The 18,949-nt window shown below is 38.0% G+C and carries 21 protein-coding genes; 9 read left to right on the top strand and 12 right to left on the bottom strand.

Annotated elements, in window-relative coordinates; all coding sequences use genetic code 11:
• Nucleotides 1-51 precede the first annotated feature (51 nt).
• Together AC1PJP_RS01970 and AC1PJP_RS01965 are read left to right on the top strand one after the other, a co-directional pair.
• Nucleotides 52-270, top strand: coding sequence for a hypothetical protein (locus tag AC1PJP_RS01970; RefSeq protein WP_004791556.1), 219 nt, complete (start codon nt 52-54; stop codon nt 268-270).
• A gap of 101 nt (nt 271-371) precedes the next feature.
• On the top strand, nt 372-1,076 hold the full coding sequence (locus tag AC1PJP_RS01965) for a pseudouridine synthase (protein WP_151988557.1): 705 nt from the start codon (nt 372-374) through the stop codon (nt 1,074-1,076).
• Here the strand turns inward: AC1PJP_RS01965 and AC1PJP_RS01960 are convergent.
• From AC1PJP_RS01960 to AC1PJP_RS01950, 3 genes are all read right to left on the bottom strand, one after another.
• Nucleotides 1,069-1,512, bottom strand: a complete 444-nt coding sequence (locus AC1PJP_RS01960) for a GNAT family N-acetyltransferase (protein WP_002122286.1) — start codon at nt 1,510-1,512, stop codon at nt 1,069-1,071. The two genes, AC1PJP_RS01965 and AC1PJP_RS01960, sit on opposite strands and share 8 nt — an antisense overlap.
• Nucleotides 1,513-1,610: 98 nt before the next feature.
• Nucleotides 1,611-1,919, bottom strand: coding sequence for a type II toxin-antitoxin system RelB/DinJ family antitoxin (locus tag AC1PJP_RS01955; protein ID WP_004791563.1), 309 nt, complete (start codon nt 1,917-1,919; stop codon nt 1,611-1,613).
• Between the two features lie 111 nt (nt 1,920-2,030).
• The gene (locus AC1PJP_RS01950; RefSeq protein WP_216070601.1) at nt 2,031-2,939 is read right to left on the bottom strand and encodes a pseudouridine synthase; all 909 of its coding nucleotides are present in this window, start codon (nt 2,937-2,939) and stop codon (nt 2,031-2,033) included.
• A gap of 120 nt (nt 2,940-3,059) precedes the next feature.
• On the opposite strand from AC1PJP_RS01950, the gene tsaE reads away from it, so the two are divergent.
• The 5 genes from tsaE (at nt 3,060) to AC1PJP_RS01925 (ending at nt 8,043) form a co-directional block, all read left to right on the top strand.
• A complete protein-coding gene (gene tsaE / locus AC1PJP_RS01945) occupies nt 3,060-3,533 on the top strand; it encodes a tRNA (adenosine(37)-N6)-threonylcarbamoyltransferase complex ATPase subunit type 1 TsaE (RefSeq protein WP_049836984.1) in 474 nt (157 codons plus the stop codon).
• A complete protein-coding gene (mutL, locus tag AC1PJP_RS01940; RefSeq protein ID WP_479766435.1) occupies nt 3,526-5,475 on the top strand; it encodes a DNA mismatch repair endonuclease MutL in 1,950 nt (649 codons plus the stop codon). The genes tsaE and mutL overlap by 8 nt, the downstream gene beginning before the upstream one ends.
• A 6-nt stretch (nt 5,476-5,481) precedes the next feature.
• Nucleotides 5,482-6,426: a tRNA (adenosine(37)-N6)-dimethylallyltransferase MiaA gene (gene miaA, locus AC1PJP_RS01935; protein ID WP_250375464.1), complete on the top strand. Its 945-nt coding sequence runs from the start codon at nt 5,482-5,484 to the stop codon at nt 6,424-6,426.
• 93 nt (nt 6,427-6,519) lie between these two features.
• On the top strand, nt 6,520-7,041 hold the full coding sequence (gene hfq / locus AC1PJP_RS01930; RefSeq protein ID WP_004791573.1) for an RNA chaperone Hfq: 522 nt from the start codon (nt 6,520-6,522) through the stop codon (nt 7,039-7,041).
• 141 nt (nt 7,042-7,182) lie between these two features.
• Nucleotides 7,183-8,043, top strand: coding sequence for a DMT family transporter (locus AC1PJP_RS01925; RefSeq protein ID WP_199944428.1), 861 nt, complete (start codon nt 7,183-7,185; stop codon nt 8,041-8,043).
• Nucleotides 8,044-8,078: 35 nt separating this feature from the next.
• Here the strand turns inward: AC1PJP_RS01925 and nfsB are convergent, their stop codons facing one another.
• Nucleotides 8,079-8,732 carry an oxygen-insensitive NAD(P)H nitroreductase gene (gene nfsB / locus AC1PJP_RS01920; protein WP_238611603.1) on the bottom strand — a complete coding sequence of 218 codons (654 nt, stop codon included), beginning with the start codon at nt 8,730-8,732 and terminating at the stop codon, nt 8,079-8,081.
• A gap of 139 nt (nt 8,733-8,871) precedes the next feature.
• Here nfsB and AC1PJP_RS01915 point away from each other — a divergent pair, with 139 nt between their 5' ends.
• Entirely contained in the window at nt 8,872-9,102 is a 231-nt protein-coding gene (locus tag AC1PJP_RS01915; protein WP_202724243.1) for a hypothetical protein, read from the top strand.
• A gap of 7 nt (nt 9,103-9,109) precedes the next feature.
• On the opposite strand, the gene AC1PJP_RS01910 is transcribed toward AC1PJP_RS01915, so the two are convergent.
• Both AC1PJP_RS01910 and AC1PJP_RS01905 read right to left on the bottom strand, forming a co-directional pair.
• Nucleotides 9,110-9,829: a UDP-2,3-diacylglucosamine diphosphatase gene (locus AC1PJP_RS01910; protein WP_416696358.1), complete on the bottom strand. Its 720-nt coding sequence runs from the start codon at nt 9,827-9,829 to the stop codon at nt 9,110-9,112.
• A 15-nt stretch (nt 9,830-9,844) separates the two neighbouring features.
• A complete protein-coding gene (locus AC1PJP_RS01905) occupies nt 9,845-10,354 on the bottom strand; it encodes a peptidylprolyl isomerase (RefSeq protein ID WP_004791583.1) in 510 nt (169 codons plus the stop codon).
• A 168-nt stretch (nt 10,355-10,522) separates the two neighbouring features.
• Here AC1PJP_RS01905 and AC1PJP_RS01900 point away from each other — a divergent pair, with 168 nt between their 5' ends.
• Nucleotides 10,523-12,250 (top strand): glutamine--tRNA ligase/YqeY domain fusion protein, encoded by a 1,728-nt coding sequence (locus tag AC1PJP_RS01900; protein ID WP_479766434.1) that lies wholly within the window; start codon nt 10,523-10,525, stop codon nt 12,248-12,250.
• Between the two features lie 114 nt (nt 12,251-12,364).
• On the opposite strand, the gene AC1PJP_RS01895 is transcribed toward AC1PJP_RS01900, so the two are convergent.
• From AC1PJP_RS01895 to exaC, 6 genes are all read right to left on the bottom strand, one after another.
• On the bottom strand, nt 12,365-12,478 hold the full coding sequence (locus AC1PJP_RS01895) for a hypothetical protein (protein ID WP_081399129.1): 114 nt from the start codon (nt 12,476-12,478) through the stop codon (nt 12,365-12,367).
• A 159-nt stretch (nt 12,479-12,637) separates the two neighbouring features.
• On the bottom strand, nt 12,638-13,360 hold the full coding sequence (locus AC1PJP_RS01890) for a glutamine amidotransferase (RefSeq protein ID WP_151822627.1): 723 nt from the start codon (nt 13,358-13,360) through the stop codon (nt 12,638-12,640).
• A 166-nt stretch (nt 13,361-13,526) separates the two neighbouring features.
• Nucleotides 13,527-14,342 carry an ethanolamine ammonia-lyase subunit EutC gene (gene eutC, locus AC1PJP_RS01885; protein ID WP_479766433.1) on the bottom strand — a complete coding sequence of 272 codons (816 nt, stop codon included), beginning with the start codon at nt 14,340-14,342 and terminating at the stop codon, nt 13,527-13,529.
• A 10-nt stretch (nt 14,343-14,352) separates the two neighbouring features.
• Nucleotides 14,353-15,738: an ethanolamine ammonia-lyase subunit EutB gene (locus AC1PJP_RS01880; RefSeq protein ID WP_479766432.1), complete on the bottom strand. Its 1,386-nt coding sequence runs from the start codon at nt 15,736-15,738 to the stop codon at nt 14,353-14,355.
• A 14-nt stretch (nt 15,739-15,752) separates the two neighbouring features.
• A complete protein-coding gene (gene eat / locus AC1PJP_RS01875) occupies nt 15,753-17,189 on the bottom strand; it encodes an ethanolamine permease (RefSeq protein WP_479766431.1) in 1,437 nt (478 codons plus the stop codon).
• Between the two features lie 221 nt (nt 17,190-17,410).
• Nucleotides 17,411-18,922 (bottom strand): acetaldehyde dehydrogenase ExaC, encoded by a 1,512-nt coding sequence (gene exaC, locus AC1PJP_RS01870; RefSeq protein WP_004791594.1) that lies wholly within the window; start codon nt 18,920-18,922, stop codon nt 17,411-17,413.
• Nucleotides 18,923-18,949 lie beyond the last annotated feature (27 nt).

The raw sequence follows: 18,949 nt of genomic DNA, 5'->3' as shown, positions 1-18,949 counted from the left end.
TAAAAATTGTGATATAAAAATAGTCATTACTCATGAGTACAGGATAGATTTATGGACATTATAGATATCAAAATCAAAGATCAGTTTGATCAGATTCATGATGCAAAAGCGCAACTAAAGAAAAATTTAGTTGAACATGAGAATGAATCGTTAAAGCTGAGCCAACGTATTGAACATATTATTGTTGATAATGAAATTATTTTGCCTACTACCGAATTATTATTTGAAAGTGAACAGAATGAAAATATTTATCGAGTAGTCGAAGAATAGTGTGCGAGTTACATGAAGTAAATGTAAAGAGCTGCTCGTAGCGTTTAGTAAAAAGTGGAAACTACGTTAAAATAACAGCTTAGTTCTAATGAGAAAACTTCATGCTGCTGGAAAAAATTTTACAATCACAAGGGTTTGGTTCACGTAAATATTGTCAGCAGTTAATAAAAAACGGATCTGTAAGTATTGATGGGGAGGTTGCAGATGATCTCAAAAAGCAATTCTCTCCAGAAAATTTAGAGTTTTCTCTCTTTGGTGAAACTTATCAATATCGAGAAAAAGTTTACCTTGCTCTAAAAAAACCAAAAGGTTTTGAGTGTTCACACCAGCCCCATCATCATCAAAGCGTATTTAGCCTTTTACCAGAAATCCTGATTCAACGTGGTGTGCAGGCTATTGGTCGCTTAGATCAAGACACAACCGGCTTACTTTTACTTACTGATGACGGTAAATATCTTCAAGCTTTAACTCATCCTCGTAAACATGTACCAAAGGTGTATCATGTTACGACTATAGATCCGGTTACACCTGAGCAAATTGAAATGTTGAGCCAAGGCGTAAACTTGCATCAAGAAAAAGGTGTTTTTGCTGCAACAGATGTGGAGATATTAGAAACGCATCAATTAACCATGACGATTCATCAAGGTGTTTATCATCAAGTAAAAAGAATGATTGCAGCTGTAGGAAATAAGGTAGAAGCATTACATCGCCATCAAGTAGGGCAATTGGTTTTACCTGAACTTGAAGATGGTGAGTGGGTTTATTTATCTGAACAACAAAAACAGCTCGCTCAAAATATTATTTGAGAAAACAATGGAAGGTTTGGAACTCACTATCTCGAATAAATCCCATTTGTTCATATAAACGATGAGATTCATGGTTGTTACTTTGAGTTTCCAAACTAATCCGCAAAGCATTTTCTTGTTTTGCAAATAAGATTGCTGTATCGATTAGCTGTTTAGCAGAACCTTGACGGCGGAAAACGGGTGTAACATATACATCATCTAAAATATAATAAGTTGAACAGGCAACTGAAGAAAAACCTAAATAGAGTAAAATAAAACCCGTGATTTTATCGTCTTTAATATGAATGAAGAACACACTTTCTCTATTCTCAAAACGTTGTTTAAGGAAGTGAAGTGATTCATTAAAATTAGAAGAGGCCCCATAAAATTGGCGATATTCATCAAATAAAACGGCGAGTTGCTCTAAATCTTCAAAAGTCGCTCGTCTAACGATCATTTGGCACTCCTTGTAACTTATCATTATGTTTTTACAAAGAGAGCATAACGAAAAAAAGAGCTTTTTGACGTTAAAACTTGTTTATAAATGCAACAGTGTTAAGTTTTGTCGCTTTCACCAAGAAGTGCATTAAGTTCTTCAAATAAATCTTCATGGTCATCATCTTCAGTTAAAGTTGATGGATTTTGGTTCAATGAAGATGCTTTTGCTTTTCTCAGCTTTAATAATTGTTCCATATTAATATTCTGATTTTCGATAGCAAAAGGAATAGATTTAGTTAATACGACCTGTTTAAAAAAAAGTCGTACTGCTTGGGCAGGGGTAATTCCCAGTTGTTTAAAAACAGCAAAAGCCTGCTTTTTTTCTTGGGAGTCAAGTCGAACCTGATAAACTTCTGTTTTTCGCATGAATAACAAAACCAAATGATTTTTAATTTTTAGGAATTTATTTTAAACCATCGCAATGTAATTTCAATGCTTTTTGGCATAAAAAATAATCTTTTTGTCATTACGGCTACATTACAATGTCAATTCAAACTCAGAATTAAAAGACATTCCCTCTTTTGTGAGGGGGTCTATAAATGAAATGTGCTTAGCTAGTAGCTGTAATGGTTCCGAGAAATCATCTTCTGCCTTGTGTTGAACTACTGGATAAAATGGGTCATTTTTAATCGGAATTTCTAAGTAATTAAGATGCACGCGAAGTTGGTGCTGTTTGCCCGTTGTCGGTGTTAAGCGATATTTGGCCCAAATCTGGTTATGCTCGATGAGTTCAATATAGGTCTCGGTATTTGTTTTTGCATTTTCTATAACCCGCATGGTGTAAAAAGGATGACCTTTATCTAAATGTAAATGTAGTGTCTGAGGAAAATTTAAATCTTTTTTATAAGGTGCAATAGCGTGATAAATTTTATTGACTTGGCGCTCTGCAAATAATTGTTGGTATATACCACGCGACTCAACCCGTTTGCAAAATAGAACAACACCAGCAGTTTCACGATCTAGACGATGAATAGGGGTTAAAAATTCATTGCCTGTTTGTTTTTTTAGTCGGACTAAAAGCGTTTCTTGAACATATTGTCCAGTCGGGCTAATCGTTAAAAAATGGGGTTTATCGACTACCAGTAAATCATCATTCTCAAATAAAATCCGATGTTCAAATGGAACATGTGGTTCATAAGCCAGAAATCGATAATAAAAAATATGGGTATTACTTTGGTATGGACTGTCTAATGTTAGTTTTTGTCCATTTGCCCCATAAATAAGACCATCCTGAAATCGTTGTTGCCACTCTTGCACTTTAATATGTTGGAAATGTTGGCATAGATACTCATAAATAGTTTGAGTATTCGTGTGTGCAGGAAGATAGACTTGGCTTGCGCTCACACCATCAATCATAGGTGGCAAAAAATCGTTCGGACTAGACATAAAAAAATGTAAATATGTAAGGAAATTGATATAAAAAAAGCCAACTTCTAGGGCTTAAGTAGGCTTTTAAGGCAGGGCAATGTTATCATATCGATTATTTCGAATCATGTTATGTGTGCTATGTCGTATTCATTGAAATTGGTCTTAAATCATGAAGAAGATACTGAGCGTTTAGCTCAAGCTTTGGCGCAGCATGTTCAGTCGGGTGTAATTTATTTAATTGGGGATCTAGGTGCGGGTAAAACCACACTTACGCGCTATTTCTTACAGGCTTTGGGCCACAAGGGCTCTGTTAAAAGTCCAACTTATACACTCGTTGAACCCTATAAAATTAATGATAAAGAAATTTTTCATTTTGACTTATATCGTCTGAATGATCCGTATGAACTTGAATTAATGGGAATCCGTGATTATTTAGATATCACAGACGCATTATTTTTATTTGAATGGCCATCAAAAGGTGGCGATGAAATTCCAGAGGCCGATATCATTATTGATATTCAAAAGTCAGATGATGAGTTGAGCCGTTTAGTAACTCTAACTTTACCTACAGAACATTTGTATCAGACTTTGCAGGAACAGCTTCATGACTGATGAAAAGCTAACACAACGTCGTATCCATACATTAGACGCAGCGTTAGCCAACCAGATTGCTGCTGGTGAGGTAATTGAGCGTCCCTCATCTGTTGTTAAAGAATTATTAGAAAACTCTATCGATGCCGGTGCAACTGAACTCATTGTGCGAATTGCTCACGGTGGTTCGACCCTAATAGAAATTATTGATAATGGGCATGGTATTCATTCTGAAGATTTAGCATTAGCGGTCATGCGTCATGCCACAAGTAAAATTAAAACGGCAGAAGATTTACACGCTATTGTAAGTTTAGGATTTCGTGGGGAGGCACTTGCTTCGATTGCTGCTGTTTCAAGATTGACATTGACCAGTAGCCAAGATGAAAGTGGGATCGGCCATCAGGTTGAAGTAAACGGCACAGCATTTGATCATCAAGAAGTACAAGCTGTTGCTGCTCAAAAGGGAACCCATATACGTGTTCAGGACTTATTTTTTAATGTTCCTGCACGGCGTAAATTCTTAAAAAAACCAACCACTGAATTTGGCCATATCGAAGAGATTGTTCGCCGTCTGGCCCTAACACATTTCGATATACGTTTTGTGCTTGAGCATAATGATAATATTAGAATTAATTTACCTATAGCGGATAGCGGCGAGCTCCGTTTTCAGCGAGTTCAACAATTATTAGGTTCGCAATTTGTACAAAATGCATATTGGATGGATGCTGAAAGTATTAGCATGCGTTTATCGGGTTGGCTCGGCCATCCTTCTGATGCACGTGCGCAGGCTGATATGCAATATGTCTATGTAAATGGACGTATTGTAAAAGATAAAACAATTTCGCATGCGTTACGCATGGCATATGACGGTATTTTACATGGTCATCAACATTCATCTTATCTACTCTTCTTAGAAGTCGATCCTGAAAATATTGATGTCAATGTTCATCCTACAAAACATGAAATTCGCTTTTTAAATCAAAGAGAAGTGCATGAGTTTGTAAGGCATTATGCAAAAGAAACTCTATCGCAATTTCAGACAGCGAGTGCTGATTTAGCTCAAGCGATGAAAGTAGATGAACAATCAGATTATTCAGTACAGCCGCAGCCGAAATATCAAGAACAATTTTTATTGCACCGAGCAAATGAAACTTTAAATGCAGATAGTGAGCCACAGACTCAGCACGCACCAACAGAGTTATTAACCGATTTTAATGCTAGTCGTCCGCAAGCTGTTCACTATGCAGATCAAACACCAAAATATAATGGTTCTGCTCAATTAAATAATGCGTTAAAGACATACTTGGCACCTCTACGTGACCAACCTGCTACTTTTTCATTAAATGAAAATATTGAACCATTAACTAAAGTTGATGAATTTCCTTTAGGTATCGCAATTGCTCAACTTCATGGAATTTATATTCTAGCGCAGAATACCGAAGGGCTTATTATTGTTGATATGCATGCGGCACATGAGCGTATTTTATTACAACAAATGAAAAATGCTTGGGATAAACCTGAATTTTGGACATCTCAGCAGTTACTTATACCTAAAGTCATTTCTATTAGCCGTATGCAGGCTGTTAGGGTAGAGGAGTTAAAACCTCAACTTGAGCGCTTAGGTTTGGAAATTGATTTATATGGCGATGAGCAAGTTATTGTTCGTGGTGTGCCTGCCATATTACAAAAAGCAGATTTTGAAAATCTTATTCCAGAACTTTTAAATGATTTAGATCCAAATGATGAAGCCCAAGGGTTACTTCAAAAAAGAGACGAGTTATTAGCTGGAATGGCATGTCATGGGGCAGTACGTGCACATCGACAACTCAGCCTTTCAGAAATGAATGCTTTACTTCGTCAAATGGAACAAACTGAATTTGCGAGCCAATGTAACCATGGACGGCCAACTTGGCGTGCGTTTCCATTATCTCAATTAGATAAATTATTTGCTCGAGGAGAGTAGTTTTACATGTCAAATCAATTGCCCGTCATCAATTTAATGGGACCAACTGCGAGCGGAAAAACCGCTTTGGCATGTGAATTATACGAGCGTGGAAATTTTGAGCTAATTTCTGTTGATTCTGCACTCGTCTATAAAGATATGGATATCGGCACGGCTAAACCAACGCGTGAAGAGCAAGCGCTCTATCCTCATCATCTGATTGATATTATTACGCCTCTTGAAGTTTATTCAGCTGCTCAGTTTGTTGAAGATGCATGTAAGTTAATTGATGATATGCATTCACGTGGTAAAACTCCTATTTTGGTAGGAGGCACGATGTTGTACTTTAAAGCATTATTAGAAGGGTTGTCTGGTAATTTACCGAGTGCGGATGCAAATGTCCGTGCAGCAATTGAAGAAAAAGCTTTAAATGAAGGGTGGAAGGCCGTTTATGATGAATTGGTTTCTGTAGATCCTGCTGCTGCTATAAAATTTAATGTGACTGATAAGCAAAGGATTATTCGAGCATTAGAAGTTTATAAGATTACGGGCGAACCAATTACTAAATTGCAGGCAGAACAACCAAAAAACGTACCATATCGATACATATTTCATAATTATGCTTTACTTCCAGATCGGGTAGAATTACATAAACGCATTGAGCAAAGATTAAGCAAAATGTGGGATATCGGTTTTTTGAGTGAAGTTGAAGCTCTAATTGAAAAATACGATTTAGATGAAAATTTACCCTCAATGCGTTCAGTGGGTTATCGACAAGCACTAGAATTTCTATTAAAAAGTGACTTAAGTCTCAAAAGTAAACGTGAAATGGAGGATAAAGCTTTATTTGCAACACGACAACTTGCCAAACGTCAATATACGTGGTTACGTTCTTTGCAAGAAATACACGATTTTAAAACTTACTTGACGATAAAGCAGGCGAAAGAAGACTTGCGAAACTCTTATGGATAAAGCAAAATTTGCACACTGTCTTTTTATAATTTTTAGTTGAAAAATAAAGATAGTTTTTTTGCGCTGATTTAAAAATTTTTTTTGGAGTTAAAAATGTCTAAAGGTCAAACTTTACAAGATCCGTTCTTAAATTCTCTCCGTAAAGAACGTATCCCTGTTTCTATTTTCCTTGTGAACGGTATTAAATTACAGGGTCATATTGAATCTTTTGACCAATATGTTGTTTTATTAAAAAATACAGTAAGTCAAATGGTTTACAAACACGCTATTTCAACTGTTGTTCCAGCACGTAACCCACGCCCAGCAGGCGCGCAAGGTACAGGCTTCCCAGCACAAGGTGGCACACAAGGCGGCTTCGGTGGTCAACCTACTGGTGGTTTCGGTGGCGGTCAAGGCGGTGGCTTTGGTGGCGGTCAAGGCGGTGGCTTTGGTGGTAGTCAAGGCGGCTTCGGCGGTCAAGGCGGCTTCGGTGGTCAAGGCGGAGGCTTCGGTGGTCAAGGTGGCTTCGGTGGTCAAGGCGGTTTTGGTGGTCAAGGCGGTTTCGGTGGTCATCAAGGTGGTTTTGACAACGATACTAAATTTGAAGATGGTCAAGAAGACGAAAATAATCGTTAATTGGAATCTAAAAAGAAGCCAGTCAGATAATGACTGGCTTTTTTTATGTTTATTTATAAATTAATTTAAAATATTTAATTCAACAGCAGTCGTAATGTGATCATTATGGCTGATATATCTAAATAAATAGAGTTTTAATCGATGCTATTAATATTAGCTGCTGCTTTAAGCAGTGTTTTGGTGTCCATCCTATTAAAAAACTTAAAGAAAAAAGGTTACCAGCCGCTACAAATGATTGCATGGAATTATGCGAGTGCAAGTCTTCTTTGCTTTTGGTGGTTTCAGCCGGATATTCAACATATTTCAATAGAAAAGACGCCTTGGTGGTTAATTGTTGCACTAGGAATGATTTTGCCCAGTATTTTTCTATGTTTAGCTAAATCATTAGAATATGCAGGAATTGTTAAAACTGAGGTTGCACAACGACTTTCCGTGGTACTTTCTTTACTCGCCGCTTATTTCATTTTTAATGAGCAATTTAATGCATTAAAGCTGTGGGGAATAGGTCTAGGAGTTTTTGCAGTCTTACTCGTCTTATTTGGACAAATGAATACTTCTTCGAATCATCAATCTCGAAAAGCAATTGTTGCTCTATTAAGTGTTTGGTGTGGATATGCCGCGGTAGACATTCTCTTAAAATATACGAGTAGTTTAGGTCTTCAATTTACACTCACGTTGAATCTTATTTTTATTACATCTTTTATATTATCAATTTCATATTTATTGGTGCAGAAAACCCAAAAATGGCAGCTTAAAAGTGCTATAGCTGGTTTAGTATTAGGTGTGATTAATTTTTCAAATATTGCTTTATATGTGAAAGCTCATATCCTTTTAAAGGATTCACCTGCAATTGTTTTTGCAAGTATGAATATTCTCGTTGTGTTATTAGGAATTGCAAGTGGCGTTATTTTATATAAAGAAAAATTAAAATGGCCTACCACTTTGGGTATTTTATTGGGGATCAGTGGTGTAATTTGTTTAGCTAGGGCAATGAGTTTATAGTTCAAGAGAGTTGAATCTCTTGAACTATTTTCATTTTATAAATAGGTAAAAATAACTTCATCTGGTAGGCGCGATTTAGGAAGTTTTGCATTGAAATCGTTTTCACTGCGATAACCTAGAGAAACAATGACTGAACTACGCAGGCCTTTTTCAGTTAACCCAAGCTCAGTATTTAAAATATCTTCATCAAAGCCGCCCATTGGTGTTGCATCAATTCCTTCTAAACCCGCAGCAAAAAGTAGTTGCCCTAAAGCGATGAATGTTTGATTTTCCATCCACCCAAATAAATTTTTCTGCTCATTTCGATAGAATTCAACATAGCCATGGCGAGTATCTTTTTGGCCGAGCTTTGCTTTTTCATCTTTAAAACGACCGCTTAAATCATCTTGTTCAAGTAATTGATTTAAGTATTCAGCTGAAATATCTGTTCTTGTGCAAAAGATAAGTGTGTGTGATGACTCGAGTACTTTTGGAGCGTTGTAGGCATATTTACCTGTTAAGGCTTTTGCAATTCGTTCTTTAGCTGCCTCATTATCTGCAACTACGAAATGCCAAGGCTGAATATTTACTGAAGAAGGGGTAAAACGTAAAATTTCTAATAATTTATTAAATTTTTCTTGAGGAATTTTCTTTTCAGAATCATATGCTTTTGTTGTATAGCGACTTTTAACAGAATTCAATAGGTCCATAGGTGTGCTCCATATCAATCTTATGGCAATTGAGAGAATTTAATCTTTGCCATCATACGCTATTTTATTCAAAAACATTTCGTATGTAATTCGATAAAGAAATATAATGTTTATATAAAATTTTAGTAATTTATTGAAAATGATTGATTTACTGCCAACAGATGCAAAGAGTAAGCTGCGAGAAATTAGAATTGTTAAAGCCTTTATCATTCTTATATTTGTATTGAGTCTTCTTATTTTATACATTGATTATCACGATCATGCACATATAAACTGGAAATTTATATTTATTGCCAGCATGTGTGTGATTTACGATTCTGATTTAAATAAAAAAATTAAAGAATTGAAAGTTGAAATAAAAAGTGACTAATTTCTAGTTAATAATTCCAGACAATCAATTCGAGCTGTTGAGTATTTGAGGATGGATCAATTTCCAAAATATAAGCCTGATCTTCACGCCAATCGCCAAGAACAATTCGTTGTTTAGCTTGTACCTGATGAATTGAAGGGCGGTGAGTATGTCCATGAATTAGTATATCTACATTTTCTAAAGCAGAATTAACAGCTTGTTCATTTACATCCATAATTTCATAGCTTTTTTGCTGTTTATCAGCGGAACTTCTTTTGCGAAAGCCATTCACTAGTTTAGTGCGAAAACTGAGAGGAGTTCGGCGTAAAAGAGCAACTAAGAGCGGATTTCGAATAATCCTTTTAAATCTTTGATAAGAAATATCATCTGTACATAATGCATCGCCGTGTTCTAGACGATATTGATGTCCTGCGATATTGAGGGAATAAATGTCAGGGAGTAAGACGCCATTAAATTTATTGAGGAAAACCTGATTAAGCGCAAAATCACGATTACCGACTTGAAAGTAAACCCGATTCCCTTTTTGATTAAAGTTTTTTAAGGCCTCAACAATTTCATCAAGCCATGGTGCTGAATAGTCATCTCCAATCCAGGCATTAAACCAGTCGCCTAAGATGTAGAGTTGAGTATTTTTATGCTGGTAATGCACCAATAAGTCTAAAAACCCTCGAACGAGTCGAGGGTGTTCAGGTGACAAATGTAAATCTGAGATAAACAGATAAGTCACAGCTTTATCCTAAAATTATTCAGAAATAATTTTAGCAGATTCGATTACTACATTTTCTAAAGGAACGTCAGCGTGATAACCGCGGTTGCCAGTACGAACACCTTTGATCGCTTCAACAACATCTAAACCTTCAACAACTTTACCAAATACAGCATAACCCCAACCTTGAGCAGTTTTAGAAGTATGGTTCAAGAAAGAGTTATTTTTTACATTGATGAAGAATTGAGCAGATGCTGAGTGAGGAGCTTGAGTACGCGCCATTGCAATCGTACCTTCGTCATTGCTTAAACCGTTATCAGCTTCGTTTTCAATTGAATCGCGTGTCGCTTTTTCTTTGAAGTTTTCATCCATACCGCCACCTTGGATCATGAAACCATCAATGACGCGGTGGAAAATAACGCCGTCATAAAAACCGTCACGTACATATTCTAAAAAGTTTGCTACTGTTTTAGGTGCTTTTTCAGCATTCAGTTCAAGAACAATACGACCTTTATTGGTGTTTAATTCGACTTGAGGAAAACTCATTACATTAATCTCCTAAACATGGGCTTATGACCATGGGTTTTTGGTTGAGAGAAGCATAAGCAAACTGTAAACTACAAGGCAAGTAAAAAACGTTAAAATCTTTGTGAAAAATGAAGATAGCGTTTAAATTTTTCGAAATTTTATCTACAAAGAAGTGATTGATACACTATGAAGCCTAATGATGTTGTCTCGAGCCTGCCAAATAACCCGACACCGAATACTCATGCCTCTGTCGATTCTGCGCAGCAAGAACAACAGGCTGGCTTAGATTTCGTTCGCCAAGTCATTACTGAAGACTTGGCTGCTGGGCGTGCAAAGCAGATCGTAACGCGTTTTCCACCAGAACCAAATGGCTATTTACATATTGGTCATGTAAAAGCAATTTGCCTAAACTTTGGTGTGGCTGAAGAATTTGATGGGTTATGTAATTTACGTTTTGACGATACAAACCCTGATGCTGAAGAACAAGAGTATGTTGACGGTATTGCTAATGATGTGAAATGGCTTGGTTTTAACTGGAATGGTGAACCACGCTATGCATCGGGTTATTTTGATCAATTATATGCATGGGCTGTTCAACTCATTGAGCAAGGCGATGCTTATGTTGATTTACAATCTCCAGAAGAAATTAAGTTAAACCGCGGTAGTTTTGTTGAACCTGGTAAAAATTCACCATACCGTGATGCATCTGTTGAAGAGAACCTTGCGCGTTTTGAAAAAATGCGAAGTGGCGAATTTAAAGAGGGTGAAGCGGTTTTACGTGCCAAAATTGATATGGCAAGTCCAAACGTACACATGCGTGATCCAATTTTATACCGTGTATTGCATTCAGAACATCACCAAACAGGTGATAAATGGAAAATCTATCCAATGTATGACTATGCTCATCCATTGTCTGATGCGATCGAGGGGATTACTCATTCACTTTGTACATTAGAGTTCCAAGATCACCGTCCGTTTTATGACTGGATTGTAGAAAAGGTAAAATCTCCAGCGGTTCCACATCAATATGAATCTTCACGTTTAAACGTGGACTACACCATTACATCAAAACGTAAATTACGTAAATTGGTGGAAGGTGGTCATGTGAATGGTTGGGATGACCCGCGTATGCCGACTGTAGTGGGTATGCGTCGTCGCGGTTTCACACCTGAAGGCTTACGTGAGTTTTGTAAGCGTGTAGGTGTATCAAAAACTGACGGTATTGTAGATGTTGCAATGCTTGAGTTCTGTATTCGTCAATCTTTGGAAAATACAGCTGCGCGTGGAATGGCTGTTTTAAGTCCACTTAAAGTGACTTTAACTAATTTACCAGAAGATATGGATCTTAAACATGCTCGCCATCCTAACGTGGATATGGGTGACCGTGTGATTCCTTTAACTAAGGAAATCTATATTGACCGTAAAGACTTTGAAGAAGTACCACCAAAAGGCTTCAAGCGTTTAGTTCCTGATGGTGAAGTGCGTTTACGCCATGCTTATGTCATTAAATGTGATGAAGTTATTAAGGATGCTAATGGTGAAGTCATTGAGCTTAAATGTTCAATTGACCCAGAAACCTTAGGTAAAAACCCTGAAGGCCGTAAAGTGAAAGGCGTAATTCACTGGGTATCTGCAACAAAAGGTATTCCTGCTGAAGTACGTATTTATGATCGTTTATTTACAGAAGCAGATCCTGAAACAGGTGATGACTTCTTGGCGAACTTAAATCCGGATTCATTACAAGTGTTAGAAGCTGTAATTGAACCTGCTTTGGCACAAGCGAGTCCAGAAGATCGTTTCCAGTTTGAACGCGAAGGTTATTTTGTTGCTGATCAACACGATCACTCACCTGAAAAACCAGTGTTTAACCGTATTCTCGATTTAAAAGATAGCTTTAAGCCTGAGAAAAAGTAAGACGCATAAAATGTTTTTGAGCAAATAGCAGATATAAAAAAGCCCAACTTAGTTGGGCTTTTTTATATCTATTTTCTTACATATATTATGCTTTATAGTGCTTTTGCAAATAAGCTAAGCTGGATTAACCACGTAGAAATAAAGAACAATGATGATAAGAAGAATAGATGCTAGCGTTAAATAAGTGTTCACTGTATTAAAGCTTTTAAGAAATTTCAGGATTTCCATAGTAAATCAGCGTTTATTTTATGTTACAAAGTTAATAAATTAATAATACACGGAAATTAATTATAAAGGTTCCCAAAGACAGATTAATAATCGATCTTTGGGTGAAAAATAAGCATTTAGTTTTATGGATATACTTTAACTAATATATTGAATTAAAGATTAACCACTATATCCAATTCGTTTAAGGAATTTTTGAATAACATCAAAAGCAGCATGTTCGAGGTTTTGAGCATATTGCTGATTTTCTTTGCGAAGTTTTGGAATTGAAATATTTGCATGGCGAAGTTCACATGTATGACCAATGAGCCATTTTTCAAAATGTTCTTCAGTCGTTTCAATGTGGAACTGCAAGGCAAGAATATTATTACCGACTTCAAATGCCTGATTGGTATAAACATCGGAACTTGCTAAAAGCACAGCATTTTCAGGAAGATCGAAAGTGTCGCCATGCCAATGTAGAACATGAACATTGTTAAGCAAACCAGATAAAACCTGATTGGCACGTAAGCTTAAGCTGAGTGGACCCCATCCAATTTCTTTTTGATGTCCTGCATATACTTTTGCGCCAAGTGCATGAGCAATAAGCTGTGCACCTAGGCAAATACCAAGTGTAGGCTTGTCAGCTGCTAAACGTTGTTTGAGTAAAGCGATTTCATCTTTTAAGAATGGATAATCATCAGTTTCATAAACTCCGATTGGACCGCCTAAAATAATAGTTAAACCTTCATGTGAAAAAGCAGGGGTTAAATCATCAACACCTGCCTCAAAATAACGGACGCGAAATCCGAGTTGATAAAAGACATCTTCTAATGAACCTAAGTCTTCGAAAGCAAGATGCTGAATGGCATAAATAGTTTTTGGGAAGGCGTTTGTTGTGCTCATACAAATGATTCATAGAAGATCAATAGGTGGAGTATAGCGATAAATATAAAGAAGAAAATATCTGTATAAATCGTCAATACCTGAAAATTGATATTTTTCGTTAAAATGATGTTGTTATGCAAAGGATTATCTATTTATGAATAAATCCCTAAACATATTTTACTGTTTAAAATAATAGCTTTTGAGTTCCCTCAAGACCTATATCTGAAAGTTGATGCTCATCTTTTAAATTAACTCCTGAAAAGCCGAGCTGTTTTGATTTTTTCATTAATGTCATTAAACGTTGTACCGCAACAGGAATACTTAAGCCTGCAGACCGGACATTAGAAATACAATTACGTTTAGCATCAAGACAGCCTGAATATGCATTCCACGTGTAGTAAATTCCCATACTGTCAGGAGAGCTTAGACCAGGGCGCTCACCGATGAGCATCACTAGCATGGGTGCCTTAAAGATCTCAGCAACCTCATCACCTAAAGCAACCCGACTGCCTGTCGCCAGTGCAATAGGCGCAAGAGTCCAGTTTTCTTGCTGAACTTGCTCACTTAGCGCGGTAATGAATGGGATAGCATTCGCTTCAATTGCTCTTGCAGAGAGCCCATCACCGATCACAATACAAACATCGTATTGTTGAATGTCTTCTGCATACTTCTTAATTAAGACATCTTTTGATTGATCTGAAAGCTGACGTCCTAAATCAGGACGTTTAAGATAGACTTCCTTATTAGAGGCGTTGCTTTGAACATGAAGACTTTGCAGCTGTCTTTGCGCTAATTGCTCAGATAAATAGGTAACATCCATGTCTTGATAAACCGCATCTTTTGCTTGTGCATGCGACAACTGAAATTCAAGTAAGGCTTGTGTTGGGATGCTACAACCTGCACGGCCCAGAGCAATACGAGCATCAGTAAACTGTTTAAGTTTTTCCCACTGGTCTTGATGAGTAAAAGATGGATATTGAATATCACGGTTCAGTTTCATAGCGTTCTCCCTAGTTCATGAGCAGACGAGAGAATTGGTCAGGCATGTGGTCTGCCCAACAGATTTGAGAGTTTTGCTGTTTAAAAATACCTTGCTGTTCAAGCCAAGCTGAAAACTCAGGAGCGGGTTTTAAACCGAGGAGTTGTCTTAAATAGAGGGCATCATGGAATGAAGTGGTTTGATAGTTGAGCATGACATCGTCTGAACCCGGAATTCCCATAATAAAGTTAATGCCCGCAGCACCAAACAGAGTAAGGAGAACATCCATATCATTTTGGTCAGCATCGGCATGGTTGGTGTAACAAATGTCGCAGCCCATTGGGACACCAAGCAACTTACCGCAAAAGTGGTCTTCTAGTCCCGCACGTATAATTTGTTTGCCGTTAAAAAGATATTCGGGACCAATAAAGCCAACGACTGTGTTCACTAAAAGCGGATTGTATTTACGGGCTACCGCATAGGCACGAGTTTCCAATGTTTGCTGATCAACGCCGTGATGTGCATTGCTGGATAAGGCACTGCCTTGACCCGTTTCAAAGTACATAACATTTTGTCCAATGGTTCCGCGTTTAAGTGCGAGCGTGGCTTCATATCCTTCTTGTAGTAAATCGAGTGAAATTCCAAATCCTTCATTTGCCAGTTGGGTGCCAGCGATTGATTGAAACATTAAATCAATTGGCACATTTTTTTCTGCCAGTTGAATGCCTGAGCTGATATGGGTAAGTACACAAGATTGTGTTGGAATTTGATATTCCTGAATGACATGATCAAGTAGTTTTAGTAGCTCTGACAAATTATGTAGGTTATCCGTCGCTGGATTGATACCAATCACGGCATCACCATTACCATACATCAAACCATCTAAAATACTGGCAGAAATACCGAGTACATCATCGGTAGGGTGATTAGGTTGTAAACGGGTAGAAAGATGACCTTTTAAACCAATGGTGTTACGAAACTGGGTAACTACTTCACATTTACTTGCAACATAAATTAAATCTTGATTGCGCATAATTTTGCTGACAGCAGCCACCATTTCTGGAGTTAAACCTAACGCTAATGCTTTTAAGCTTTGGGCAGTGGCTTCTTCTCCAAGTAACCAATTTCGAAAATCACCTACTGTAAAGTGTGAAATAGGGGCAAAGGCTGCTAGATCATGTTCATCAATAATTAGTCGTGTAATTTCATCAGTTTCATAATCGACCACAACTTCGTTCAAAAAGGTTTTAAGTGGTACATCGGCCAAAGTCATTTGTGCCGCAACATGTTCGGTTGCGTCTCTGGCCGCTACACCTGCTAATTCATCGCCAGAACGTAACGGCGTTGCTTTTGCCATCAAGGTCTTCAAGTCAGCAAAGTGATACTGTTGATTGGCGACAATATTGCGATAACTCATAGTTCCATCCTTTTTTATAGTTCTTGTTCTGCGGCTTTAATATTTGCAAACTCTTCTTCTGGTGTACCTTTAACTAAATGATAACGACTATAGAATAAAAAGTAAGCAATAAATACGACATAAATAGCGGCAGCAATAAACCAAACTTTTGGATTAACAACAAAGCCTGCGACCACAGCAGCGACTGCTAGAACTAAGGCAATACTTGAAGTAACGATTCCTCCAGGAGTTTTATAAGGACGAGGCATGTCGGGTTTAGATAGGCGTAGTTTGATATGGGATAAAAGAATCAACACATAAGAAATGGTGGCACCAAAAACCGCGATTAAAATCAGTGAATCACCTTCTTTGGTAAGTGAAAGCAAGAACCCAATAATGCCCGGAATAATAATTGCGAGATAAGGGGCTTTGTTTTTATTAGTTAACGAGAGTGAAGTAGGTAAGTAGCCAGCACGAGAGAGTGCAAAAATTTGACGGGAATAAGCATAGATAATTGAAAAGAAACTCGCGATTAAACCTGCTAAACCAACAAAGTTAACAAAAGTCGCAAGCCAAGTGTTGGTTCCATAAACTTTAACCAGAGCATCGACGAGGGGAGCGCCAGAGTTTTGTAAAGTACTTGCACCTGCTGCGCCCGCACCCAAGAATAAAATGAGCATAGCAAATGCCGTTAAGATGAGCATTGCACCGATTAAACCGCGTGGGAGAGATTTCGCTGGATCTTTTGCTTCTTCGGCGGCTAATGGCACACCTTCAACTGCAAGGAAAAACCAGATTGCAAAAGGAACAGCGGCCCAAATGCCTAAATAGCCATGAGGTAGAAAACGACTTGCGCCAGCTGCTGCTCCAACAGGAATATCTAACAAATTTTGTGCATTAAAGTGTGGAATCATTGCCACAATAAACACAACCAGAGCAACAGCTGCGACAAGTGTAATTGCGAACATAATTTTTAAGGCTTCACCAGCACCTTTCAGATGTATGCCCATAAAAATGGCGTAGCAGGCGAGATAAATCATCCAGCCATTAATGCCAAATAGAGATTCGCAATAACCGCCAATAAATACTGCAATCGCCGCAGGGGCAATTGCGTATTCAATTAAAATGGCTGTTCCTGTTAAATAGCCCCCAAAAGGACCAAAGGCAGCACGCGCAAAACTATAACCGCCACCTGCTGTCGGCATCATGGTGGACATTTCTGACATAGAAAGACATAGGCACAGATACATGATTGCGGCAAGGGCAGTGGCAATAAATATACCACCCCAGCCGCCTTGGGCTATGCCAAAGTTCCAGCCAGCAAAATCACCCGATATCACATAAGCTACGCCTAAACCAATCAGGAGTAACCAACCAACCGTACCTTGTTTGAGTTGACGCTGAGCAAAATATTCTGCTGATGAGACTTCTGTACTTGAAGAAATGACGGAAGCTGTTTCTGGTTGATTCATACAATACTCCTGCGAGTGGGTTTGTATGAATCAATGCAAAAGCAATGCCTAAATGAAGCACTTCAGAGAGTAGATGGAGTTTTTTTTATTCTAAATGATAAAAATTCAAGCTTAACAATCGTAAATAAAGAAGCCAGCAATCTAAATTACTGGCTTCTTATATAATTAGTCATCTTACTTCTTTCTAGTGTTGATAGTTTGGTATCAACTTGGTGCGAAACTTAGAAGAAGCCCATTGGCTTAGTTGAATAACTCACCAACAAGTTTTTAGTTTGTTGATAATGATCTAGCATCATCTTATGGTTTTCGCGGCCAATACCAGACTTCTTGTAACCACCAAATGCAGCATGTGCCGGGTAGATGTTATAGCAGTTTGTCCAAACACGGCCAGCTTCAATAGCACGACCAGCACGATAAGAAATGTGAGCTGAACGTGACCATACACCTGCACCTAAACCATACATGGTGTCATTGGCAATTTTAATTGCATCGTCAAAGTCTTTGAACGTTGTCACAGCAAGTACAGGTCCAAAAATTTCTTCTTGGAAAACTTGCATGCCGTTGTGACCTTTAAAAATAGTCGGATCGACATAGTAACCATCGCCTACTTCTTTACGACCACTACCGCCTAGTAAGAGTTCTGCACCTTCTTCCCGACCAGTGTTAATACAACGTAAGATTTTCTCTTGTTGTTGTAGAGATGCTTGAGCACCAATCATCGTTTCAGTATCAAGTGGATGACCAGTTTTAATACGTTTTACACGCTCGACGGCCATTTCCAAGAACTGATCAGCAATGCTTTCTTGTACTAAAGCACGAGAAGGGCAAGTACATACTTCACCTTGGTTTAAGGCAAACATGGCGAAACCTTCAAGCGTTTTTTCTAAGAAGTCATCTTCTTTATCCATGATATCTTCAAAGAAAAGGTTTGGTGACTTACCACCAAGTTCTAAGGTGACTGGAATAATATTTTCAGTCGCATATTGCATCACCATTTGTCCAGTTTGAGTTGAACCTGTGAACGCGATTTTTGCAATACGTGGGTTTGTCGCTAAAGGACGGCCGACTTCTGAACCGAAACCATTGACAATATTAAGGACACCCGGTGGTAAAATATCTTGGATCAGTTCAGCCACTAACAAAATACCGACTGGAGTTTGCTCAGCTGGCTTAATCACAACACAGTTACCAGCTGCTAAAGCAGGTGCAAGTTTCCATGCTGCCATCAAAATCGGGAAGTTCCATGGAATAATTTGGCCCACTACACCGAGTGGTTCGTGGAAATGATACGCAATGGTATCTTCATCAATTTCAGAGATGCCACCTTCTTGAGCACGAATACATCCAGCGAAATAACGGAAATGGTCAATCGCAAGTGGAAGGTCGGCTGCTAAAGTTTCACGCACTGCTTTACCGTTATCCCAAGTTTCTGCAACAGCAAGCATTTCAAGATTTGCTTCTAAACGATCAGCAATTTTTAAAAGGATATTCGAGCGTACTGTTGGTGATGCTTTATTCCATGTTGCTTTCGCTTTGTGCGCTGCATCTAGAGCGAGTTCAATATCTTCGGCACTAGAGCGTGGAATACGTGTAAAAGCTTTTCCGTCAACAGGAGATACATTGTCAAAATACGCACCCTTTACAGGTGCAACCCATTCACCGCCAATAAAATTTTCGTATTGTGATTTAAATTGAACTTTTGAGCCTGGTTGATTTGGATCGATATAGCGCATATAAATATTCCTTTGCTTTTTAGGACT

The organism is Acinetobacter sp. V116_7 (assembly GCF_056735735.1).
The sequence above is the reverse complement of the archived record's forward strand: the minus strand, read 5'-3'. Positions and strand labels throughout refer to the sequence as shown.